The 21,813-nt window shown below is 51.9% G+C and carries 20 protein-coding genes and 1 pseudogene; 11 read left to right on the top strand and 10 right to left on the bottom strand.

Going from position 1 to position 21,813, the window contains the following annotated elements:
• The first annotated feature begins 1 nt into the window (after window position 1).
• The gene (locus AB4O22_RS21825; RefSeq protein ID WP_460097146.1) at window positions 2-2,350 is read left to right on the top strand and encodes a TonB-dependent receptor; all 2,349 of its coding nucleotides are present in this window, start codon (window positions 2-4) and stop codon (window positions 2,348-2,350) included.
• Here the strand turns inward: AB4O22_RS21825 and AB4O22_RS21820 are convergent.
• Together AB4O22_RS21820 and AB4O22_RS21815 are read right to left on the bottom strand one after the other, a co-directional pair.
• Window positions 2,334-3,419, bottom strand: a complete 1,086-nt coding sequence (locus AB4O22_RS21820) for a diguanylate cyclase domain-containing protein (protein WP_460097144.1) — start codon at window positions 3,417-3,419, stop codon at window positions 2,334-2,336. The genes AB4O22_RS21825 and AB4O22_RS21820 overlap by 17 nt on opposite strands.
• Window positions 3,420-3,617: 198 nt before the next feature.
• The gene (locus AB4O22_RS21815) at window positions 3,618-5,261 is read right to left on the bottom strand and encodes an alkaline phosphatase D family protein (protein WP_431092751.1); all 1,644 of its coding nucleotides are present in this window, start codon (window positions 5,259-5,261) and stop codon (window positions 3,618-3,620) included.
• Between the two features lie 237 nt (window positions 5,262-5,498).
• On the opposite strand from AB4O22_RS21815, the gene AB4O22_RS21810 reads away from it, so the two are divergent.
• The 4 genes from AB4O22_RS21810 (at window position 5,499) to AB4O22_RS21795 (ending at window position 7,565) form a co-directional block, all read left to right on the top strand.
• Window positions 5,499-6,101 (top strand): DUF3592 domain-containing protein, encoded by a 603-nt coding sequence (locus AB4O22_RS21810; protein ID WP_460097142.1) that lies wholly within the window; start codon window positions 5,499-5,501, stop codon window positions 6,099-6,101.
• 68 nt (window positions 6,102-6,169) lie between these two features.
• Window positions 6,170-6,772: a hypothetical protein gene (locus AB4O22_RS21805; RefSeq protein WP_460097140.1), complete on the top strand. Its 603-nt coding sequence runs from the start codon at window positions 6,170-6,172 to the stop codon at window positions 6,770-6,772.
• A gap of 72 nt (window positions 6,773-6,844) precedes the next feature.
• On the top strand, window positions 6,845-7,327 hold the full coding sequence (locus AB4O22_RS21800; protein ID WP_003197952.1) for a hypothetical protein: 483 nt from the start codon (window positions 6,845-6,847) through the stop codon (window positions 7,325-7,327).
• Between the two features lie 4 nt (window positions 7,328-7,331).
• Window positions 7,332-7,565: a hypothetical protein gene (locus tag AB4O22_RS21795; RefSeq protein ID WP_003197955.1), complete on the top strand. Its 234-nt coding sequence runs from the start codon at window positions 7,332-7,334 to the stop codon at window positions 7,563-7,565.
• A 37-nt stretch (window positions 7,566-7,602) separates the two neighbouring features.
• Here the strand turns inward: AB4O22_RS21795 and AB4O22_RS21790 are convergent, their stop codons facing one another.
• The 4 genes from AB4O22_RS21790 to AB4O22_RS21775 are packed head-to-tail and all read right to left on the bottom strand — an operon-like array spanning window position 7,603 to window position 9,490.
• Window positions 7,603-7,782 carry a colicin E3-like toxin immunity protein gene (locus AB4O22_RS21790; protein ID WP_460097139.1) on the bottom strand — a complete coding sequence of 60 codons (180 nt, stop codon included), beginning with the start codon at window positions 7,780-7,782 and terminating at the stop codon, window positions 7,603-7,605.
• Window positions 7,749-8,051, bottom strand: coding sequence for a pyocin S6 family toxin immunity protein (locus AB4O22_RS21785; RefSeq protein WP_460097137.1), 303 nt, complete (start codon window positions 8,049-8,051; stop codon window positions 7,749-7,751). The genes AB4O22_RS21790 and AB4O22_RS21785 overlap by 34 nt, the downstream gene beginning before the upstream one ends.
• A 30-nt stretch (window positions 8,052-8,081) precedes the next feature.
• Window positions 8,082-8,306: a hypothetical protein gene (locus AB4O22_RS21780; RefSeq protein WP_027913117.1), complete on the bottom strand. Its 225-nt coding sequence runs from the start codon at window positions 8,304-8,306 to the stop codon at window positions 8,082-8,084.
• Complete coding sequence (locus tag AB4O22_RS21775; RefSeq protein ID WP_460097135.1) at window positions 8,303-9,490, bottom strand: colicin E3/pyocin S6 family cytotoxin; 1,188 nt, start codon at window positions 9,488-9,490, stop codon at window positions 8,303-8,305. Before AB4O22_RS21775 ends, AB4O22_RS21780 begins: the two co-directional genes overlap by 4 nt.
• A gap of 490 nt (window positions 9,491-9,980) precedes the next feature.
• On the opposite strand from AB4O22_RS21775, the gene AB4O22_RS21770 reads away from it, so the two are divergent.
• The 4 genes from AB4O22_RS21770 to AB4O22_RS21755 all read left to right on the top strand — a co-directional run bounded on the left by AB4O22_RS21770 (window position 9,981) and on the right by AB4O22_RS21755 (window position 16,057).
• Entirely contained in the window at window positions 9,981-10,340 is a 360-nt protein-coding gene (locus AB4O22_RS21770; protein WP_460097133.1) for a DUF6124 family protein, read from the top strand.
• Between the two features lie 357 nt (window positions 10,341-10,697).
• Window positions 10,698-11,477: a 7-cyano-7-deazaguanine synthase gene (locus AB4O22_RS21765; RefSeq protein ID WP_460097131.1), complete on the top strand. Its 780-nt coding sequence runs from the start codon at window positions 10,698-10,700 to the stop codon at window positions 11,475-11,477.
• A 1,116-nt stretch (window positions 11,478-12,593) separates the two neighbouring features.
• The gene (locus AB4O22_RS21760; RefSeq protein ID WP_460097129.1) at window positions 12,594-14,774 is read left to right on the top strand and encodes a hypothetical protein; all 2,181 of its coding nucleotides are present in this window, start codon (window positions 12,594-12,596) and stop codon (window positions 14,772-14,774) included.
• 110 nt (window positions 14,775-14,884) lie between these two features.
• On the top strand, window positions 14,885-16,057 hold the full coding sequence (locus AB4O22_RS21755) for a hypothetical protein (RefSeq protein ID WP_460097127.1): 1,173 nt from the start codon (window positions 14,885-14,887) through the stop codon (window positions 16,055-16,057).
• Between the two features lie 158 nt (window positions 16,058-16,215).
• Here the strand turns inward: AB4O22_RS21755 and AB4O22_RS21750 are convergent, their stop codons facing one another.
• The 4 genes and pseudogenes from AB4O22_RS21750 to AB4O22_RS21735 form a co-directional block, all read right to left on the bottom strand.
• Window positions 16,216-18,351, bottom strand: coding sequence for a hypothetical protein (locus AB4O22_RS21750; RefSeq protein WP_460105980.1), 2,136 nt, complete (start codon window positions 18,349-18,351; stop codon window positions 16,216-16,218).
• A 533-nt stretch (window positions 18,352-18,884) separates the two neighbouring features.
• Window positions 18,885-19,073, bottom strand: coding sequence for a hypothetical protein (locus AB4O22_RS21745; RefSeq protein ID WP_460097123.1), 189 nt, complete (start codon window positions 19,071-19,073; stop codon window positions 18,885-18,887).
• 66 nt (window positions 19,074-19,139) lie between these two features.
• The gene (locus tag AB4O22_RS21740) at window positions 19,140-19,982 is read right to left on the bottom strand and encodes a chromosome segregation protein SMC (RefSeq protein ID WP_460097121.1); all 843 of its coding nucleotides are present in this window, start codon (window positions 19,980-19,982) and stop codon (window positions 19,140-19,142) included.
• A 90-nt stretch (window positions 19,983-20,072) separates the two neighbouring features.
• A pseudogene (locus AB4O22_RS21735) lies at window positions 20,073-21,101 on the bottom strand (DUF927 domain-containing protein); the annotation flags it as partial.
• A gap of 178 nt (window positions 21,102-21,279) precedes the next feature.
• On the opposite strand from AB4O22_RS21735, the gene AB4O22_RS21730 reads away from it, so the two are divergent.
• Together AB4O22_RS21730 and AB4O22_RS21725 are read left to right on the top strand one after the other, a co-directional pair.
• On the top strand, window positions 21,280-21,474 hold the full coding sequence (locus AB4O22_RS21730) for a hypothetical protein (protein WP_460097119.1): 195 nt from the start codon (window positions 21,280-21,282) through the stop codon (window positions 21,472-21,474).
• Complete coding sequence (locus AB4O22_RS21725; protein ID WP_123351257.1) at window positions 21,471-21,806, top strand: low molecular weight protein tyrosine phosphatase family protein; 336 nt, start codon at window positions 21,471-21,473, stop codon at window positions 21,804-21,806. The genes AB4O22_RS21730 and AB4O22_RS21725 overlap by 4 nt, the downstream gene beginning before the upstream one ends.
• Window positions 21,807-21,813 lie beyond the last annotated feature (7 nt).

Genomic DNA, 21,813 nt, shown 5'->3' with positions numbered 1-21,813 from the left:
CGTGCAGGGTTGGGGTTACCGACTGCTTTTGCTCGGCAGCCTTTCGACGTTGCCCTGGGCGAAGGTCCAGGCCGAACAAACGGTGCCCAGCGTCCTCACGCTCGACGAAACCACCGTCACCGCCCGCCGCCGCGAAGAAGATCCGCAAAACGTACCGATCCCGATCAACGTCCTCTACGGCGATCAACTGGACGAGGCCGGCCTGCACCGGCTGCAAGACATTCAACAACGCGTGCCGGGCCTGATAGTGTCCGGCCACGACGCCCGCTACGCCGGCTTCGGCCTGCGCGGCTTCGGCGCGACCGCCTACAACGATGGCCTGGAAGGCAGCGTCGGCACCTACGTCGATGGCGTCTATCAGGCGCGCCAGGGCATGGCCTTCACCGAGTTGATGGACATCGAACGCATCGAAGTTTTGCGCGGGCCCCAAGGCACCTTGTTCGGCAAGAACACCACCGCCGGCGCGCTGAACATCGTCACCCGCCAACCGACCTTCCAGCCCGAAGCCAACCTCGAAGCCAGCTACGGTGAGCGTGGCCTGCGGGAATATCGCGGGACGGTTTCCGGGCCACTGCAAGACGACGTGCTGGCCGGGCGACTCAACGTTTTCGACAGCGCCTCCGATGGCGCCGTGGAAAACCTGCAAGACGGCAGCCGCCTCGGCGATGCTGACAGCCAAGGCCTGCGCGGCCAATTGCTGTGGACGCCGAACCCGGACTTCAGCGCCCGCCTGATCGCCGACTATGCCGAGCAAAACGAAGCCGGCAACGTCCTGCTGGTCAATCATTACGGCGAGCAAACCCGCAAACGCGCCAAGTTCCTCGGCTATCCACTGACCGAGCCCGACCCCTACAAACGCGAGTCCCGCATCGACGCGCCGGGCCATCCGCAAACCCTGCAGAACGGCGTCTCACTGGAGTTGAACTGGGACCTCGACGAGGCAATGCGCTTCACCAGCATCACCGCCTACCGCGACTGGGACTACCGCGCCACCCGCGACAGCGACAGCACCGCGCTGTCGGTGATCCAGTCCGAAACCGAGCTGGGCCACCGGCAGTTCAGCCAGGAATGGCGCCTGTCCGGCACAGCCGGCTCGTCCGTCGACTACGTCGCCGGCCTTTACTACCTGCGCCAGCAGCTCGACCGGCAGATCGACGCCGAGTTCGGCAAGGACGCCGCGCCCTGGTTCGTCGGCGATCAACTGGAGCAACTGAAGAAACTGGGCATCAACATCACCGATCCGAGCCAGGTGCCGGCCATGCTGCTGGACGGCGCCCGGCAACGGTATGACGGCGAGCAGAAGGGCGACAGCCGGGCGATTTTCGGCCAGCTCTCCTGGCGCCCGATTGACCCGCTGGAACTCACCGGCGGCCTGCGCTACAGCCAGGAGCGCAAGGACGGCTGGATCTCCCGCGACGTCAGCAACCTCGCCCCGCTGACCGGTTTGCCCCCGGTGTTCCAGGCCGGTGGGCAATTGCTGCGCGACATTGCCCTCGGTGGTGCTTATCACCGCGAAAATTCGATTGAAGAACACAACGTCTCCAGCCTCCTCAGCGCCAGCTACCGTTTCAGCGAGGCGGTGATGGGCTACGTCAGCTGGTCGCGGGGCTACAAGGCCGGCGGCATCAACTTCGACGTGGTCGGCCCGTTCACCGCGCCGACCTTCGAACCGGAGCGCGCTACGTCGTTGGAACTGGGCATGAAAACGCGGTTCTGGGATGAACGCGCGCTGCTCGACCTCGCCGTCTACCAGACCGACGTCGACAACTACCAAGCGCTCACCTACAGCCCGCCGACGTCGCTGTTCGCACCACCGCTGCGGGACAACCTGATCAACGTCGGCAAAGTCCGTCTGCGCGGCATCGAACTCGATTCCGCCTGGCAACTCACCCCCCAACTCACCGGGCGCCTGGGTGTGGCCTGGAGCGATGCGCGCTACCGCAGCTTCCCCAACGCCCCGTGCCCACCGGCCTCGGGTCAATGGACCTGCGACCTCAGCGGCGAGCGCCTCTACAACGCGCCGGAATGGACCCTCAGCAGCGGCCTCGACCACACCCACCCGCTGTCCTACGGCTTGGAAGCCTTCAGCGGCATCGACTACAGCTTCCGCACCGGCTACTCCGGCACCCTCGAAGGCGGCGAAGGCAGCGATCAACCCAGCTACGGCCTCACCAATTTGCGCCTGGGCCTGCGCAGCCAGGACCGCGCCTGGGAAGTCGAAGGCTGGGTGCGCAACGTCTTCGACCGAAACTACATCACCGCCGTCTATTCACTGCTCGGCACCGGCGACTACGGCGTCATAACCGGCAGCGAACGCACCCTCGGCACCACCGTCAGACTTCGTTATTGACCGAAATAAACCGCGTCGGACAAAACGCCAAACGATTACCGCCAGCCTTTTTCGACAGGTACATGGCCTGATCCGCCTTACTGATCAGCCCATCCACCTCATGCCCATGCTCAGGGTAAAACGCCACCCCGATACTCGCGGCAATCTCCACCGTTTGCGCACCAATCAAAATCGGCGCATTCGCCGCCGCCAGCATCCGCTTGAGCAACGGCTCGCTGTCCTCCACCGCCTGCAACCCCACCAGCCCCGCGACAAACTCATCGCCACCCAACCGCGCCAACGTATCCCCTTCACGCAACGTCGCATTGATCCGCGCCGCAACAATCTGCAACACCCGGTCCCCCCAGTCATGCCCATAACTGTCGTTCAGCGCCTTGAACCCATCCAGATCAATAAACGCAATCGCCACCTTCTGCTGATAAATACGCGCCTTGCCCAACGCCTGACGCATCCGCTCGGCCAACAACAACCGATTGGGCAACTGCGTGAGCGCGTCATACCGGGCATCGCGCTCCAGCAACTGCAGACGCTGCTTCATCTGCGTCATGTCGCTGAACAGCGCCACGTAGTGCTGAACATTGCCGTGACGGTCATGCACCGCACTGATGCTGATCCGCGACGTCATCTCCCGGCCATCCTTGTGGTTGCTCTGAATCTCACCGGACCAATGCCCGTGGAAATCCAATGCGTTTTTCATTGGCGCGTAAAAAGCGGTGAGGCGGCGGACCATACGGTGGGAGTTCAACTCGCGGCCTTCTATCTCTTCTTGTCCGTAGCCGGTGAGGCGGGTGAAGGCCTCGTTCACGGTGATGACCCGGCCGAAGGGGTCGACAAGGATGATGCCTTCGCGGGCGTGGCTGAACACGGTGGCGGCCAGTTCTGGGCACACGGTGTTGAGGCGACGGTCCAGCGTGGCTTCGTCACGGGTGGCCGGCCATATGTTGGAATCGAAGCCTTGCTGGGCCAGGTAGGCGGCCAGGGATGACAGCGCTCGGTGCAGCCGGGTCAGGGCATGCGTGGCGAGCCTGGAGTTGAGGCAATAGCTCCGGATGAAGGTGCGTAGGGTCATGGGGGGGACACGGTGCTCGGTTGCAACGCTGGGGTGTGTGAAGCGGGGATTATCGACGCGGGGGATTGGAGGGGCGTTTGCTGGAGCGGATGGGAGCTTTGCGGGAAGGGATGGAGTGGAAAGATTTTCGGGGCGTTACTGCGCACCATAGCGACTTACAGTGCGCAGGTTTTATCAAGGCCTTGCGTCAAGCGGGAGTCAGCGAAGTCGTAGGGTTTTCACCACGGCTTCGCCTTGTGAGCCACCAGGCCAACAGAGATCGACAGATGCCGAGGCTCCACCCGCTACGTGGAATATTGCAAAGTTCTTATCTTCCGAGTGACTGAAAAGGTGCTCGAAATAGATGGAATCATGACCGTTGATCTTTCCAGAATTTGCGATCCCGGTTCCGGCGAACTGCCCGGCGGGCATTCGGGAAATAGCGCTGGAGGTCACCTGATAAATACTGGCTTTACGATATTTATCATGACTCAGTCGAAACGCAGCGGCACAGTGAACATCGCCACTGATGAACACCAATGTCTTGCCGCTTTTGTCCAGCGCTGGAAAGATGGAATCCAGCAGGATGTTTCGCTCTGCATGGTTGCTGCTATGGTCCCACTCATCCATGCAATCATCTTTGGCGGAGTCAAGCCAGGATCCAGCCGTCAAGAGCACCGATTTCCAGTGAACGAATGGCACCGGGCTAACCACAAATAACAAGGGAGAGGATGAGTTCGCGCTACTTTTCAACCATCCTTGGAATCGTTCGATTTGTTTTGTGCCGAGAAGAAAGTTCTTCTTTTCCGGGGTTTCGACGTCGTGATGTCCACGCATGTCAAGCATATAAAATGGAATGCCGCCTTTTTCAAAACCGTAATCCCAGATACAGGTCTCTGGTTTTTTCAAGGAGCCTTTGGAAACGCCAGTCTCGGGATTGTGACTGTGCGCATATTCAAAATAAGCCGTCCGCGCAGCCGTCCACATTGAGTTAACCAATTTTCTATCTATTACCTTGTCATCGCGTTCGAAATACCTGGAAATTATTGCGATTCGCTCTTCGTCGGTACGAGAACCCCAGCCATCCATGATTTCATGATCATCCCACATCATGTATTGCGGGTATTTGGAGAACGCTTCCTGGAGGTGTGGAAATTTCCAATACACTCGATAGTACCAGCGATACAGATTGAGCAGGTACGCGTCGAGCTTTTTAAGGTCAAGCTTACCTTTTGTGGAACACTCTGCGATCAAGTCGTCCTTGTTGTCTTTCAACCACTCCCAGATGTCAGGAAAGTGCTTGCTTTCCTGGCAATCAACATACACCTGATCGCCACCCCCTATAGCGAATCTGGCGTTTGAAACATCCATTTTTTCCAGAAAAAGAGGCCAGGCGCCATAACTTCCATTTGCGTTGAACGGATCATGGCAACTATAGAATCCAAAGCTGAAATCAAGCATCTCGTCTGCCATGGTCCGGAAGGCGAGTGACTTATGACAACCGATTTCGGTCCTGCGAAAGGTTTCCGTACCGTCCGTCTCGTCGGTCATTAAATAGTAGAAATAAGTCGTGTCTTGATCCAGGCCCTGAAGGTCGAAGGTATGGGTCAGATCATCTTCCCAGCTGAATGCATATGAGTCATAAGCACAGTTATACGGTTTCAAAAACTCGGCCAGCGGTTTGCCATCCAGCTTTACCAAATCGCCTTCGATTGCATTCTTTGACCAAACCAAACTCCAGTTTCCTGGTGTATAGACGCGAATCCAAATGCGTGCAGACTGGGTGGTGACGTGTCCGATAATACTTGCACTTTGTAGTTTGGAAACGTCGTACTCATTATTTCTAGGGTCGACCAAGGCCATGGGGAATTCCTTTGTCCGAGCATAGTTATCTCAGAACAGGAGATGAGTCCGGTTCGGATGCTTACGTCCCTCCGGCAGGATCTACAGCGAAGGATTCAAATCCAATCAGGATGGAGGCATTGTGAATATAGCCGTACCGCTTCGCTTGTCGAATCGACTCGCCTGTTTTTGGCGATAATTGAAAGTGTTGACGGCGTGCTGTTAAGTAAATGAAACACTTGGCAGGATAACGATCCGTTGAACCCTGCTTATCGACAGGCCGACAGCAACGAACGGGCCGTGGCCTCTATAAAAACTCAAGTTGCCCGGTCGCTCGCCGATAGGTTGCGCAGCAATCCCGTTCGAAGGACCGGAGCATGTTTTACCCGCGAAGCTGAAAAAGACCACCTGTATAACCGAATCGTCCTGCTTACCGTTGCTTGCTGTGTACTGCTATTTCTAGCCTCCCTGGCAAAACACTCAGGGTCCATTTATGGGGCCATTCGGTGGAGCGCTGTCGAGGTAAACGGCACCGTGACGCAACTGGAAAGCATCCCGATGAATGAAAACGGCATCATCATTCGTTACCAATATGCCGACGGTGATCAGCAAGTCCATGAAGACGAATACGTGGACCAACGCTATAACGAACATGATCATTACGAGGTAGGGGGGGACGTTCCCCTGCTGTATTCACGTTGGTTTCCCCAAATCAGCAGCATCGCCACCGAGCTACACACTTATCGCGCCAGCTTCTTCGTCATGGCTGGCGGGGTATTGCTAACATTGGTGTTCTTCGGAATTTCCTTCATGACGTTCGGTCGCATTTACCGCATGAAAGAAGAAGACCGCTTCTATTGAGCGGTCTGGCAACAACCGCTCAGGCAAACCGGAGTGCTGCGAGCCTCCCCATGGATAAGGAGTTATGGATGACCGCTGTCTCGACACTCAAGCAGTACTCGATAAAAAGCTGGGCCGCGATCGTGGCGATTGTTGGCTTGTTGGCCGGGTTCCCCAGCATTTCATCCTGGTTGGCCGAAATGAGGGCCGACTACTACAAAAGCCACTTCATTGGTCGTTGGACCGAAGCGTTCAGCTATCCCAACGGCGACGGCATGAAGTTCGAGTTCAAGGGCACCATCGAATACTTCGCCAACAATCATTACAACGTCAGCGGCGTCGTCGCGCTGGTTGGGACAGAGCCTTCGAAGCCGTTCAGGCTCGAATACAGCGCCAATGGCGCCGGCACCTGGAGCGCAGACAGCGAAAACCTGTCGTTCACGCTGCAGCAGATGAAGACGTTACCCAAGACCTACTCGGTTGACGGCAAAGATATTTCGCCTTTGACAGTGGCGCAATTTATCGGCCCCAGCATGCCCAACCTCAGTGATATCTACCCCGAAGGGGGATCGGGGCAGGCGCGCATCAAGGAGGTGGATAAGAACAGGATGGTCCTGGAGCAAATGGATCTTGAGGGCAGGCCCTTTATCGTGACTGCGGATCGTCAGGTAGCAGGGCAATCCGAGCCGTAGCTTTACCATTTGCGAAAAGCGCACCGGCTGAGACAGAATCCCGCCTTCACAGACTCGATAAGGATGCGAGCATTGAAGTTTGAAACAGGCCAATTTTCTGGCAACCATGGAATTATCTTCAGCGTATCGCGCTTCACCCTGTCAGCCGATGAGCGGGGTAGCCTCAGAACACTGCACTTTGGCGAAGCGAAATCCGCCCACTATGAAGTGAGCAACCAGGTGGTGGAGCTCTACGACAAAATGCTCGCCAAGGATTTACCCTGCCAAATGATGATCGGGATTTCAAAACCCCTGACCCGGCAACAAGGTGATTTACTCAACGCCCAACGAATGAGTATCGCCAACCTCACCACTGGCGTTTTCGCCACGGCGGCCGGCAAATTAATGCCCGGCGCAGCCCTTCCTGTGGGATGGGCGGTCCGCGAGTTCACACTGGGCAAGTTGCCGACCTATCACGCCGGTGATGTCATCGTTAGCCTGGATGCACAAGTTAGCGGTGGCATAGGTCCGCAACGCTCCGGATCCTCCATGATCATCAAGGCTCAAGGAGGTTAGGACTATGAGCGAATATGGCCTGTACGCCTTGGCATACGCGGTGTTCCTGCTGCTGTTCTTCTATATGAAATCCTACGACCTCAGGAAATGGCTCGGCATAACCCTGCTTGCGCTGGGATTCGCGAGTATTTTTGCGCTGCCATCCTTCATCTCGGGCTTTGATGTGGGTATCGCTTCAACCAGTGCTATTGCTATCGGTGCGGCACTGTTTTTTAGCCGAGCACGGTATGTGGCGTGAGTCTGTATTTCTCTTTGATTGACCACTCACTCCGTGGCTACCAGCTGTCTCGATAGTCGAAAGCAATCTGATAGTCGTAGCGGCTCGAATCAATTGAGTGTTGAAAGTGAGGCTGGAGGGTTTTTACCCATTCTTGGGGGACATCAAACCCTCCGTTATTTACATTGTTTTCGACTGGAATCCCTAGGGCTTCAATGACAAAGCCGTCATCACCCAAGTCTTCGGAATACTCCTCCCCCTCGTAGGATTCGGTTCCGATGTAATACTCCAGCCCGTCGGGAAATTTATATCTAGAACTTTTTCTATTTTTCTGAGCTGCTCCTCTGTTATCTCCAGTTCTCCTGGTTCAACTTCGTTGGAGGGCTTGGCTTCAGTTATTTGCGCCAGCGCTTCATTTTGTTTGGTGTCCTTTATATAAGTCTCGAGCTGTAATGAGTCGTCATTTTTGTCGTCTGGGTAAAAGCCTGTTATTGAGAAATAAGGCATGATATTCCTCTTTTAATGTTTTTCTCGAGGTTAGTTGCTGCTGGTTAAAAAAAGCAACAGGTTTCGGGGTAGCTCTATTGAGCACGCTTCTTCCAATGCTGCAATTTGAGACGTGCTCAACTCATAATCGTAAAAATAGCTTTCCTCTTTGGTCCAGTTCATTATTTTTGCTAGAGCCTGAGTGTCAATGCAGAGCTCTTTTTCGAACGAGGCAAAGTCGTCACCGTCAATTACGCCCATTATTTTGTGTTTCATGGTTCTATCCACCTCGTTGGGTTGGCGGGTTTGGTTTGGGCTCCCGTAATATGGTCGAATTCGCCCAAGTGTTTTCCTCGCTTGTTATATTTTTCTACGGCGCCATGCTGGAAATCCCATTCATATATGAATTTCTCATTATCCTTCCAGCGAGGACGCAACCCTCCTCCTTTCATGCGGGTTTTGGGTGGCGCCCATTTGGCACTTGGAAAAGCAGGTAAAAAATCTGGTTTCGGGTGGTAGTCATGATGAGCCGTACTCACCACAACATAAACCGGCCGAACCCCCGAGTCCGCCGGAAACACCAGAATGAAATCCTTGTACTCCGGCGGATAGATCGGATTGACGATGATGCTGTCGGCCATCGGCGTCGGCGGGTAGATCCAAATAGGCGGTGCCTGGGGCGCAGCTTCCAGGGCAGGAATGCCGAGGGTGTCAGCCGGATTGGTAGCCGGCGTCCAGATCAGCTCGATTCCATCACCCAGGTCGGCGATGAACTGATCGGCTCGCGACGTGAACTGGACAACGTCGACCATTTCCCAGTCGCGATTCTGGCCGGTGTAGAAGCCGTAACCCTTGAGACTGCCGTCGGCCTGCTGCTCGACGCTCAGGCGCATGCGGCTGCGGGCCTGCTTGAGGTCGCGTAGCTGGTCTTCGCTGTAAAGCGCGCTGTCGCCCAGGTTGGAAGGCCAGAGCAGGGCAACGATGCCTGTCAGCAGGGCCGCGCCGACGGTGCCGCCGGCAGCTGCAGCCGAGGAAGTCGCCGAACCACCCAGCGCGAGCCTGCCCAAGGTAACGGGAGCCGTACCCGCACCGATCCGCTTGAGGGGGATCGTGCCGGATGGATCGGCGCTCCTGCCACCAAGCCACATGAGTTCGCCGTACTGCTTGACCAGATCTGCCGGGACGTAGCCATTGGGGTTGCTGTAATCGATGATGCCGTTGGGGAGCTTGCAGCTCTTGGCAAACACGCTCCCGGTTACGCTGAATACGGGCTTTTTATCCACCGTGGCCCAGCGCTCTCGTTCATAGGTTGCCTGCCGGGCAAGCATGGCTTCGTAAGCCAACTGCCGGGCTTCGCGCTGGGCCAGTTCGCTGGCGGTCATGTCCCGATAAGTGACGTGATGCCCGTCGCCGCCGGGCGGGTTTCGGACCTGGGGGATGTCTTTTTTGCGTGTCGCCACGTAGTGAATCTCGTCCGCTAAATGCAGCGCAGACGCTAACGCGGGAAGAGAGGGGCGCGATGTAGGAGGTTTCTTGAAGTGGTTGTTCCGGTTTCCTCAAAACAGGTAGGGCTGGCTATGAGGGGCCGGAACAATTTGAAGTGTCAGATGGGGCTGTCAGTCATTGGGCAACCGCAACTCGCGAGCCGACGTCGCCTTGCGCCTTTGCCTACAACTACGCCAGAATCCACCGGCTTGTTCGCCTTGGGTTGCGTCGGTAGTTTGAGACCTGTCACTGCTCATCAGTGATCGGGTTTAGCAGCTCGTGGTGAAACAGGTTATGCAAGGCGTCATCCAGTCGGGACTCCCATCCTGCACTTGATGGTGGCTGTGCGCAGGGCGTCCCCGGACGCGCCGGCTTCTTGTTTCCCCGGTCTGCTAACCTGCGTACAGCTGCCTCCCATCGTTTAGCAGCGAGTGGGTGATGGCTCCAATGACAGGAAGCAAGATAATGGCAAAAGATACTCCGAATCCTCCTGATACGAACGAACACGTCTCCGGTGCTCAGTCTGCCCGCAACAAGAAAATCGACGACGCTGCCACGCGAGCGTTGGATTACTACCTGAAACCCAAGCCTAAGAGCGAAACGTCTGACAAGACCGATTCCATTTTACGGATTGATCCGAGTGTGGATTCTGAGTGTTTGCTTGCGAATCTCAGTGAGAATTTGGCCTCGGCGAACGCGATGATCAGTGATTTGGCGTTTGATCTGGATGGGTCGAGGCGGCGTGTTGCGATGGGGATTTTGCAGGTGATTGAGGTGAGTGAGTTGTTGGCAAATCGGGCTTTGGATATTGTTGAGGTGAGGTAGGGGCAGCAGCGCTACATGCCGCCCGGATCGGAAAAAGGTCTTGCCTAGCAAGGCCTTTTTTTGTGCCCGAGGGAGACTGTAGGGTTCCATATATTCTGTGGCTTGCAGGCAGATTTTACAGTAGGGGATACAAGCAGGGATACAAGGTTGTAAGCGCTGGTAGCGCGCAGATTTTGTCGACCTACACGACCTGGTAACCATGCGGGCCTTCCGACTGGCCGCTGAAAGCTGCTCCAGGAAGAACCCCATCTTACCGAATGAGAACACCCTTTCATGCAGGTGAATGGACAGACTACTAGCGAGGAACTAGTGTTTTGGTGCACTAGGTGAAAATAGGAAATCGCTCATCAATATTTTTTGCACCAGCTAGGAAAGGAGATTCACACGATAAAACTGAAGTTTCCCCAAGCCGATTCTGCTGTGCTTTTTTCTGGAGGTTTAGATTCAACGGTTCTACTTCATTTGGTAAAAGCGAGGGTGACAAAGGCTCGCGTAGCAGCTTTCTTTCAGGATTTTGGGCAGGAGTCAGCTCAGCGACAGCGGTCCTTTGTGCAGTCTACATGCAATAGATTAGGTGTTCCGCTGCATGTTTTAGATGCTCCACATCTTGTCGATGTTGTTCTTGGTACAGAAGGCCCACCACATATAATGCAGACGGAACATGCAGTTGGAGGTGTTCATATAATGGGCTCTGTCGGTGGAAAAATTCTGGCAGCGACCATTGCTATTCGCTTGGGATATACAAATATTTACCACGGATTGACTAGTTCGGACTCGCTGCGATGGCCAGGTATTGACCAATTAGCACGCTTGAAGGCTGAGAATGCTCTTATTAATGCCGCTAGCTCTAAGTCAATTGCAGTGTCCTCAGAGCCTTTTTTAGAAAATGGGTTGACCGATAGCGATGTAGTTGCGCTGGGTATTTCTGAGAGGGTAGATGTAAGTTCAACTTGGAGTTGCTTGTGGGGTAGTAGGTTTCACTGTGGGCAATGTGCATCTTGCTTAAAGAGAATAGGTGTTTTTAAAAATCTAAATATTTCGGATAAGACGGTATACCTTTCTACCCAAGAAGACTTCAGTACGGCGTTTCTTATGCCTAAGTCTGCAGTCAAACGTAGTCGTACCAAAAAAATATAGCTTGGCATGTCGCGGCTGGAGTTCCTGAATCGCCCATCCGGAAACACAAGACCTGTCCCCTGTAAAATTTTTAAAGGTGGTGTGCGGCCCGCGCCACCGATCTGCTTGACGCAAGCCTGTTTGGTCTGTCCTGCCGTGTTACTGAAGTCAGCTGTTTGAGACCGCCGGGGCCCCTGGGTAATAGGTTGTGACACGGGGTCGGAAACCCGCGGGATCTTGGTAGCGACAGAGATTGCAGCTTACTGAAATTTCAACGTTGAAATTGAAAGGATCCTGACGAAAAAAGGGGATCGTTACCGCAACGGTAAAGGTGAGCCATTGTGTTGTTGATAGCGAACGGTTGAAGCCGGTCAACCTTGGGGATGGTGTCAACCACGTCAACCTGTCAACCGACGTAGAAAGCTCAGTCGCTAACAAGATGCTGCGGGTTCTTTGCCCCGTACCCATTCGAAATGCCCAGGGTCCCCGGCGAGCTACCAAGCGATAGGGCAAATGCAAAGGTGAACCACCAGTTCACCAGGTTCACCTGTTCACTAAGCTGTGCACTTTTTCGCTAACACGATCACGCGGGTTTCCGACCCCGTGTCTCCTCAATATCGTCAGGGACCCTAGCAATTTCTGTTTTTTCCCGGTGCGATGATTGATCACCTATCCAAAGGAGTCATGAAGATGTTCGCTCGCTGACGGCATTCCCATGCTAGGGGGCGGGGGAGCTGTTAAAGGAGTGTTACAGAGGTTACAAGTGTAACGGATATACATAACGATATGATTTTATTCGGTTTTTTCTCCGTTACATCATGCTAGCAGCAAGTCTGTTTCGAGTGTTACGCAAGTTTATGTGTTACGCCTCGATAGACATGTTTCGATTGCAAGCTGTCGGCCAAAGCGGATGTTTAGGAAAGGCAAGAAATGACCCGAACCAGCCTGTGGAGAAGGCAGCACCTAGCCGACCACAGCCTATCGCAATGCCGTGGCTAGCTTCCAGGAAGCGGCTCGATGGCCGCATAAACACGCGGTATGAGACTGAACCAGACTAACCACAACGACGCATAGACAGACTGCTGGCAAAACGATAGTGTCGATCTCTCGCAATACCTTCAAACTGGAGGAATGGATATGGATCTCTTAGACATTAAACTAGAGAATTGTTACGGGATACAAAAGCTCGACGCAACACTCACGTTTAAAGGAAGTGCGAAGGTTCCAGCTGGTTCTGTTTTCTCTGTATACGCACCAAACGGTTTCATGAAGACTTCGCTAGCGCGAACTTTTCTGGATGTCCAAGAGGGACGGGACAGTCAAGATCTGATATTTCCCGAGCGTCCAACCAGCAGATTAATTACTTCTGCCCCAGCTACGCCGATCACTCCTGAGTCCTTATTTGTTATAAAACCATACGTTGAACGATATGCCGGGGTGGGGACTTCAACTCTTCTAGTAAACCAAAAGTTAAGGGATGAATACGAAGAGGCCGTTCGAAATATCGAATCCACTCAAGAAAGTCTCTTGAAGACGCTGAAGGAAATCTCAGGCTGGCCAGGAAAAGCATCGCCAGCCAATGAAATTAAAGATATCTTTCAATTTAAAAACCCGTATGACTTTTTTGCAGATCTAGCTGACAGCTTAGATGGTGATACTCGATTTTCGGACTTGGCATATGCCGAAATATTTAATGATAAGACAATCGCGGCGTTCAAGGCTGGGACTTTGCACGAGCAACTTCAAGAATATATGTCGAAGTATCAAGAGTTGGTTGAGAAATCTCCATTGCTCAGCAAAAAGTTCAATCATACCGGAGCGACCGATGTCTCCAAAAACCTTCAAAGCAACGGTTTTTTTGATGCGCACCACACCCTTAATATTTCAAATGGTGGCGAAAAGTTAGAGGTCGCCTCAGCGAAAGAATTGGAGGACCTTGTTGTTGCAGAGAAACATAGAATTTTAGGTGATAAAGAGCTATCCGCAAAATTTGAAGCCGTAGATAAGCAGCTTCAAAAAAACTCGGAGCTCAAGAAGTTTCGCGAGTATTTAACTGTGCATCCGGAAATTTTAGCCGAGCTTGGGGATTTTAACGGATTCAGGAAAAAGCTGTGGAATTCCTATTTTAATTCCGTCAAACCCGCTTTGATTTTATTTGCTGCGGCCTATGTTTCAGCAAAGGATATAATCGCAGAGACGGCACATCAAGCGGAGGCAGAAAAGACGAAGTGGGCTGCCGTCGTTACCCAGTTCAATGAAAGATTTTACGTGCCGTTTAAGTTGATCGTTCAAAATCAACAAGATGTTATTCTCAAGGGGGAAACTCCGAAAGTCGCTTTTGAATTTCAGGATGAACAAGGAACGTGTGGCGTAGAAGAGGAGAAACTTCTTCAGGTTCTCAGTCAAGGGGAAAAGCGTGCTTTATATATACTCAACGTGTTGTTTGAGATTCAAGCGCGGCGTGAGTCAAATCAACAGACATTGTTAATTATTGACGATATAGCAGATTCGTTTGATTATAAAAATAAATACGCAATAATTGAATACTTTAACGAAATTGCAAAAATTCCATTTTTTAGACTGGTTTTTTTAACGCATAATTTCGATTTTCATCGAACGATTAGTAGCAGGCTTCAAATTGCTAGGAGTCGGAGGTTATTTGCTAAAAAAACTCAGGGGGCTCTGGCTTTTGTAGAGGAAAAATATCAGAAAAATCCTTTCACGACGTGGAAAGGTAGCCTAGCAACAAACCCGGCCTTTCTTGTAGCAAGTATCCCATTCGTGCGCAATTTAGCTGAATACTGCCATGGTATTACGAGTCCGCACTATCTTATGCTTACGTCGCTGTTGCACGTCAAGGCAGATAGCGCGACACTGACCATCGGAGATTTAGAAGCATCATTCAAAGCTACATTGCTGGATCAGGCCAATCTGTCACTTCCCAATCCGGCGACCTCTGTCATGCAGCTTATTTACGATGAGGCAGAAGCTTTAGCCGTTAAGGCGGATGATGATGCTGAGTTGGAATCCAAGGTGATTTTATCAATCGGAATTCGGCTCAAAGCTGAAGAGTTTATGATTTCAAAAATCAATGATTCAAAGTTTGTCAATGACATCAGCAGTAACCAGACTTTTGAGCTATATAGTAAGTTTTCTTTGATGTTTCCTGGAGCCGGCGACCAAATAATGGTGCTATCTCAGGTCAACCTCATGACCCCGGAAAATATCCATTTGAATTCGTTTATGTATGAGCCCATTTTGGATATGTCGGCGCTGCATCTCTACGATTTATATGGCAAAGTTAAAACTCTGATTTGAGGTGGGTGTGAATAGTCACCCAATATCCGTCGAATGTTTAGCTGGCTTGCGCGATCTATATTGATTGCTACTTAGCGCATGGTCTCTTGGTCAAAAATATTAGGAGTCATATGAATTCTGAAGAGCTTGAATCGGTGCGGCAAGCCGCGTTGCGCGCTCTCGGACCAATTCGTCCCACCGACTCAAAAACGAAAGCGGACAAAAACTTTTTACTGAATGGAAAGAAAACAGAAGCAGGGAGGCAGTTGCCACCATACTATCTTGTGTATTTTCTTTTGGTTGATCTTTTAGGCTTCAGAAACCTTGGCCGATTTGAAAAAATTGATTGGTCAGTGCCAATAGACTTTAATGGACAAGCATATCTAGTTGAGCATGGTAAATTCGGATTAAGTCTTTTTGCACATGATCCTGAAAAGGAGGAGGCTGCAACAAAAAAAATCGTAGCGCGTATCAACAAAGCGGTGAAATCGGCTCGGCACTATTTTGACTTTCTTGCTTTGCAAGCCGTTGAACAATCTAAGATCAATGTTAAAAATAATAGTATTCCACTACGCGATCGGTACGACTTTTTAAGAAGTGAATACGATTCTAAGCTGGGCGAAATCAAGCTTTTGGATGAAGAGTACGCATTCGATGTAAAGCAACGAAAACTGCCATTTGGAATGTATCTTTTTTTTCCATCCTATAGCAAAAAAGAAGAAGCAAATTGGTTGGCTATCTCAGCTATTGAAGCATTTTTTAGTTGGACAGAGCATGTGATGATTCACGTCGCCATACTCGGAGGAGTAGTGAGTTCTGCAAGAGAAGTTGCAGACCTTGCTGCAGATGACTGGCCAAAAAAATTTAAGGCTGCTTTTAACCTCAAGGATCCAACAGAGAAAATTTTATTTGACCGCGCTTTGTCACTACGACAGGATCTTAGGAATTTCATTGCTCATGGAGCATTTGGAAAGCAAGGAGAAGCGTTTTCTTTTCACTCTACCGCAGGAGCTGTACCGGTCCTTCTTCCACATAAACGAGGCAGTAAAAAATTCTCCCTAAGTGAACAACTTGATTTTGACACACATGCAGCATTCGATGTAGTCGAGGATTTTACAAGTTTACTGTGGGCCGGAGATCGTGCCCCAGCTCGTCTTTATGTGCAAGAAAGTCGCTTGCCGACGATATTGACGTTTGCTGCTGATGGGACGTATACGACTGCAATGGTATCGTTGGAGTCCATGAAAGAGTTTATCGATCAGTTAACCTACCAGGTCGATCAAGCAGCTAATATGGATTGGTGAAGCGTAAAATTTTATCTGGTTGCTATTTTGCAAGTACGAACAAACTAGGTTGGACAAAAATGCTCGTGCGCAGCGTCCGCTTTTAGCCGTTTTCTGCCTCTCACCAAGGACAGCAAACGGCCAGTAGCAATTATTAAGTAAGTGGTGGAGTAATACATCTACGTCTTTGGCACCTGAATTACTTTGCCACTCCGAACGTGTTCCCATTTTTCAATCCGGAAGATCTCCAACCCTCGAGATCCATCCATGACGAACACCTCTATCTCTGTATCCGCGAGAGGCTTAAACAATTTAGCGTAATCAACATTATCATACGAGGCTGTGCCAATGCTGCCATTAGCTGATATGCAAATAGCAGGATAGAGTAGTCCTCTTTTGTACATGCCATCGATTCCCTGCTTGAGCGTATCCCAGTCGACATGCATTGGCGGTAACTCCTCATATAAATGAGTTATTGCTGGAATGGTTAAGTCTGCAATGAAAAATGTATCTTTTATTGCGTGGCATAGTTGATCAATATCTATATGTGAAAAATCTAGGTTCCCACTTTTTAATTTGGTCGAGGATGTGTCGAGTATTTTCAATACGTTTTCGGTGTGCCTAAGCTTCTCAGTTTCATTGTATGACTGATTTTCGAGAGAGTTTTCAAGTATGAATTTCATTGTCAGTTTTAAGTTTTTTAACGTCTCATCTTCAGTTGGTAAGGCTCTAAAGTTAGATGGCCGCAGATCCTCTGCAGTAATAGCGTGTGAAAGGTTTAAACCTAGGTAGAAAAATTTGACGTGGAGACTGTCAGATTGGAGAATTTCAAGCGTGACCCATTCTATAAATGGATCGTGGTCGATTTCATGATCTACGTCGGGAGAAATTTTGATTGGCGATGTCGGGGCAGCTATAGTTTTCGCAGTTCGATAGAGGATAGAGATTTCATCCATATAGCTCTCTAACGTCGAAAAATTCCAAAACATAGCAGCCTCTATATTTTTTGGCCGTTTCGGAGAGTTTCGAGCTACATAGCGTAAGTAGTTATCATGGCCTAGAGCAAGGCCTAAACGAAAAGCGTCTGAAGGTCGAACAAAACCGTCTCCGCAAAACGTAGGTTCGAATAAGTTACGGATCAACCACAAACCTGTAGTAGGGTATCGCCAGTCGGTCATTCCAGGGGTGAATAGTGCTGAGCGCGCGTTCTGCACAGCCGGATTGTTTATGTAATCTCTAGCGTAGTCTCCCGGCAACCCCCAAAATTCAACAAAGGTAGGTAAGCCTCGATCTTTTAACAGGTGTCTCGTTATATCCCATGCAAAATAACCACCGAATTCAACGTTGTCGAATATATCTAAACGGGGTTCAACAATTTTCGTTATTAGATCATCTAAAGATGAAATTCCTGACTCGACACCGTGCTTTTCTTTGTAGCTTTCGATTTGCCTAACCAAATGTCCATCGCGAGATGTTATCTGGCCGGAAGAAAGCATGTTATCAAAGAAAGCCAAAGGACTAACCGCACAAAATATAATTTGATAACCCTTTTCGTTGTAAGGGCCCAGATCCGTAGTGACGATAGCAAAGCCATGTAGGCCAATCCTGTCTGCTTCTCTGGCAAAAAAACCTAACAAAAGGTCTAAACGATAAGCAGTTTCCGATTCTTCCATAGACGGATTTGCTTCGAAAGACACAGTAAAGCTCGCGACGCTCTCGGGCGGAAAAAATGCGTTACCTGTTATGCTCCATGAGTTTAAGTTATGAATTTTGAACGTAAAATTGGGGTTGTCTGTGTTAACCTTTAAGCATAATAAATTCTTGTTTGCCCATGAAATCGCACTCCCTGCAGCGTGCTCTAGCAATACAGACCACTCTGTTGATACTAAGACGAAAGTTAAGTCATAACTTGAAAGGAAGGGAAGAAGGTTTTTTATTTCATGCTCGTATGCGAGCAATTCGGTCAATGCTTGACGTTCAGTCTGAGTTGATTTTTTTATTTCGAATATGATGATCTGTTGGCTTTCAGGGTTTATGCATACCAAGTCTGGACGTAATATTTGATTTGACTGAGTTGAGACGTTATTGTCAGATGTCAAGACTTCTAGGTTTTCAATGGATCGTAATGTATTGTCTGTGGCGGAGGCGTATTTTCTTCGGATGTATTCATCTATGGAGAATGCTGGAAGTAGATTTTCGTCGATATTTGTCAGATTTTTTATTCGCTGAATATCTTCGAAGTCTATTGCTTTGTAAAACTCTCCATTTCGTATCAGTCGTTCTAGTTCTATGTGGATCAATTCTTCTGTGAACATGGTGGGCCCGTTGTCTTGAAAGTAGTTATCTTTAGTAGCACAAGGTTAGCTATAGCGCTAATTTTGGTACGAAAACATCTCATCGCCTTAAGCAGCGGGGGTTGATTAGGCGCTGAAGGCCCCCCTCGTGGTGATGGCAGCGACCTATTCAGGATTTGCAGAATGAGCGGCAACAGCAAAGCGGCCCTGATTTCCTAGACATCCGGCTGGTTAGTTTTAAGCGGGAAGTGCTAGGACTGACCGACTGCTTCTGGCCGAGGCTGTGTAAAAACGTTCTAGGACAAGTTCAGCGGTCAAAACCAGAACGAAAATTGCGTTCCTAACGCAAACTTTAGGTCAGCTGACTAACCAAGCACAGGCAGATTTTACGTAGCAACGCAGACTTCAAAACGGCGCCTGTGTTTTTACACAGCCCGGGCCGAAAGCTGTCTTTTAAATCAATGTGAGGGGTGGGACTGACCAGTTAAACCTGTAGGCTCAGTCAACTACCGAAAGAGCAGGCAGCGGAATCCGGCTAAGTCCTCCACCGCACTCTAGCTTCGGCGCTTCAATTGCTGATCGATGAGGCTCAGCTCTGCTTTGATCGCGTTTGCGGTGAGGTTCTGTATCGCTGTGCTTTTCCCCCAGCGAGAGCCCATGAGCTTGAGCAGGCTGCTCAGATGGGTTTTCCTTGCCTTCAGCGTTTCGGTACGACTGGGGCTGTTCTGCATGGCAGTGTTCATAGTGCTGATCCTTGGGCAGTGTTTAAACAGCCCACACACGTGGGCTGTTTCAGGTGGGGCAGGTCGCTACAAAGCCAGCACGTCTTGCACCTTGTACCGCACTGAGCGCTCCGACAGGTCACTCCAGTCCCAACTGCTGAAATTTTCGCCTTGCTCTGGAACGTTGAGCTTGAGCAGCGCAACAGGATCCCGGTCGATCATTCGACGCGCCGCGCAAAGTTGCCCGCCAACATCAAGTAATGCCTGAGCCGCCTCATTCCACTTCTCTTCAAGCACCGCGTTTGCGAGGTGCAGCGCCTTGTTCTCAATTTTTTGATGTTCTTGCTGCGCTTCAGCGATGTGCTGATCGATGGTGGTCAGCTCTTGTTCCAGAGCGCTGATCATCAGTTGCTGACGGCGGTTTTGTTCGGCTACCGCCGCGAGGTTTTTGGCGGCTTTTTGAGCATCAGCGTTAGCGGTCTTCTCGCCATCGGTGTCGCCCCACGCGACAGCCTGGGCATAGGCCGTCGCCGCTTCTGTCTCGGCCTGACGTGCCTTCGCCATTTCGTCTGTGGCTTGCTGACGGATTTCATTCAGGCGGGTGCTGACACTCTGCCGCTTTTCGTTGAGCTCGTGCTCATCGGCTTTCCACGTCGCCATGGCGTCGCGGTAGCCCGCCATCAGGGTTTCGTGATTGGCAATGTTTTCGCGTCGAACAATTTTTTGATTTAACTGATTGATTTCAAAGTCCAGTGAATCACATTTTCTTTTCCGGTCGGCGTACTGATCCTGCACGTCCCGCTCCCGGCCTCGCTGGATAGACTCGGGGGCGGCTAGAGCGGTCTCATAGTGCAAGAGTTCGGCTCGCAGGCGTTCCACTTCGGAGGTCAGTCGTTCACGGCGGTCTTTCAGTTTTTGGATGTCGTTCATTGTTTCGTCTCTGTGTAATTCGATTGGGTTGGGTTGAGCGGCTGGCGAGGCCGGGAATGAGCCGGCGCTACCTCGATTAGAGGGATGCCGTCAGGCAGCCCGAGCCTCGCTCTCATCCGTTCCCGGTATCGTCTTCACGATGTGGCAGCGTTGCGGGCCTAAACCGGGCAACCGGACCAAACTCGATGCCTTGCCGTCGCTATCAGGTTCCAGTACACCCCGGTGCAGCAGCTCCTTGTTCACGGCATTGATGTTCATGCCCCGAAATATCTCGGATCGCCATGCCTCGGGCAGCACGTAGTAAGTGTGGGTGGTGTGCATGGTGTCGCCCATGCCGTGCTCCAGGGTCTTGCGAAAGCCCAGGCGGTCGATGGTGCGCGGCCCGTGCTCATCGATCTTCGCGGCGGCGGTCTCCCAGCGCGTGAAGCGGCTTTCACCAAAGCGCTCGATGATCTGGCGCAGGCGGGCCAAAATCGCATCACCTTCAAGGTTTCCGGCGCCGCCACGCTCATTCAGCCACGCGCTCAGGCATACGCGTGCGGCCGTGGTTGCGGTGCCGTCGGGCCAGCCAGTGATACCGAGCGCGGTGGCCTGCTCTCCGGCTGCTGCGGCTAGACCAAAGCGTGCAGCGGCTCGATGCGCCTGCCCGCTAGCCGATGCGGGGAGGGCTTTGGCGACGAAGCCTTCCAGAGTTCGCCGGAGGATGGTGGACCATCCGTGCATTTTCCCGGGCTCGCATAGGGCCGCCAGGAACGCGGTGAGGGGCGTGCCGTAGTATTTGGCTACGCGAGCCTTGAGCGCGTCAGAGAGGGCCGCTGCGTCGTCGAAGCCACTCAACACGTCGAACATGCCGAGGCCTCTACTGGCGTCCGCCGGTACGGCGAGCATGCGCACTTCCATGCCGGCTTTCAGCTCCTTGTTTGCCTCGGCCATGTGCTGCACCAACGTCTTCTCGCCCGTCGAGAGAAACAGCAAGCGCCAGTCCTGTAGCTGTCGGCCTGCTTGTCCTCGATCATTGGCGCGAGCCTTACCGGTGCCATTGCCCAGCATGTACACCGTTTCGCCGATGATGCGCGGGTCGCACATGCCGATTTCATCCAGCACGAGGAGTTGAGTGGAGTTAGGGGCAGATGTATTTCTCCTGACCCCCCGGCATTTCGAATCGATAGCTACTACCGACCACCCAACCGCAGCTATCCAACACCGCCCACGCTAGCCACAACCCCAATTCACGCTTACCATTTCTCCAACTCGTACTACCGCGGCTGCTGAACCCGGTACTCACGAGGAAATGACCATGAAAAGAACCCGTAGCTGGAGACGCGCACAGTCCCGCAAACACGGTGGGTGCGAAGCGATTAGTCCGCAGGACTTCAAGCCAGAAAAGAACTGGAAGCTGATCTACACCCGTGCCGATAAGCTGCACCGGGCGCGTCAGCTCGGTATGAGTTATCCCATTTGCACGACTCGCCAACTGTTGGATCAAGAGTGACCAATCTCCTGTTCGTTTGCAGTCGTAACCAATGGCGTAGTCCTACCGGGGAGGCGATCTGGCGTCGGCGTCCTGGTTTCGGGGCTCGTTCGGCGGGCACCAGCCCGAATGCACGCAAGCCTATCGGCCCAGCGGATATCCGTTGGGCCGATGTCATTTTTGTAATGGAGCGCAAGCACGAGCATCGTCTACGGGCAGAGTACGCCCGGCTGCTTGAATACAAGCGGCTGTATGTTCTGGATATTCCCGATGACTATCGCTTCATGGATCCTGAGCTGGTGGACATGCTTGAGCGAGCGGTGACGTCGTACCTGTGTAATTTGAGCATTTAGGGCAATC

It is taken from the genome of Pseudomonas sp. S3_B11 (assembly GCF_054667715.1).
The sequence above is the reverse complement of the archived record's forward strand: the minus strand, read 5'-3'. Positions and strand labels throughout refer to the sequence as shown.

What these genes read in the sequence shown, in the direction of transcription:
- AB4O22_RS21745 (WP_460097123.1), bottom strand. Translation starts at nt 19,073, where the DNA reads ATGAACACTGCCATGCAGAACAGCCCCAGTCGTACCGAAACGCTGAAG.
- AB4O22_RS21820 (WP_460097144.1), bottom strand. Translation starts at nt 3,419, where the DNA reads ATGACCCTACGCACCTTCATCCGGAGCTATTGCCTCAACTCCAGGCTC.
- AB4O22_RS21760 (WP_460097129.1), top strand. Translation starts at nt 12,594, where the DNA reads ATGGATCTCTTAGACATTAAACTAGAGAATTGTTACGGGATACAAAAG.
- AB4O22_RS21795 (WP_003197955.1), top strand. Translation starts at nt 7,332, where the DNA reads ATGAGCGAATATGGCCTGTACGCCTTGGCATACGCGGTGTTCCTGCTG.
- AB4O22_RS21755 (WP_460097127.1), top strand. Translation starts at nt 14,885, where the DNA reads ATGAATTCTGAAGAGCTTGAATCGGTGCGGCAAGCCGCGTTGCGCGCT.
- AB4O22_RS21780 (WP_027913117.1), bottom strand. Translation starts at nt 8,306, where the DNA reads ATGAAACACAAAATAATGGGCGTAATTGACGGTGACGACTTTGCCTCG.
- AB4O22_RS21805 (WP_460097140.1), top strand. Translation starts at nt 6,170, where the DNA reads ATGACCGCTGTCTCGACACTCAAGCAGTACTCGATAAAAAGCTGGGCC.
- AB4O22_RS21750 (WP_460105980.1), bottom strand. Translation starts at nt 18,351, where the DNA reads ATGTTCACAGAAGAATTGATCCACATAGAACTAGAACGACTGATACGA.
- AB4O22_RS21730 (WP_460097119.1), top strand. Translation starts at nt 21,280, where the DNA reads ATGAAAAGAACCCGTAGCTGGAGACGCGCACAGTCCCGCAAACACGGT.
- AB4O22_RS21740 (WP_460097121.1), bottom strand. Translation starts at nt 19,982, where the DNA reads ATGAACGACATCCAAAAACTGAAAGACCGCCGTGAACGACTGACCTCC.
- AB4O22_RS21770 (WP_460097133.1), top strand. Translation starts at nt 9,981, where the DNA reads ATGGCAAAAGATACTCCGAATCCTCCTGATACGAACGAACACGTCTCC.
- AB4O22_RS21815 (WP_431092751.1), bottom strand. Translation starts at nt 5,261, where the DNA reads ATGGCCTTGGTCGACCCTAGAAATAATGAGTACGACGTTTCCAAACTA.
- AB4O22_RS21785 (WP_460097137.1), bottom strand. Translation starts at nt 8,051, where the DNA reads ATGCCTTATTTCTCAATAACAGGCTTTTACCCAGACGACAAAAATGAC.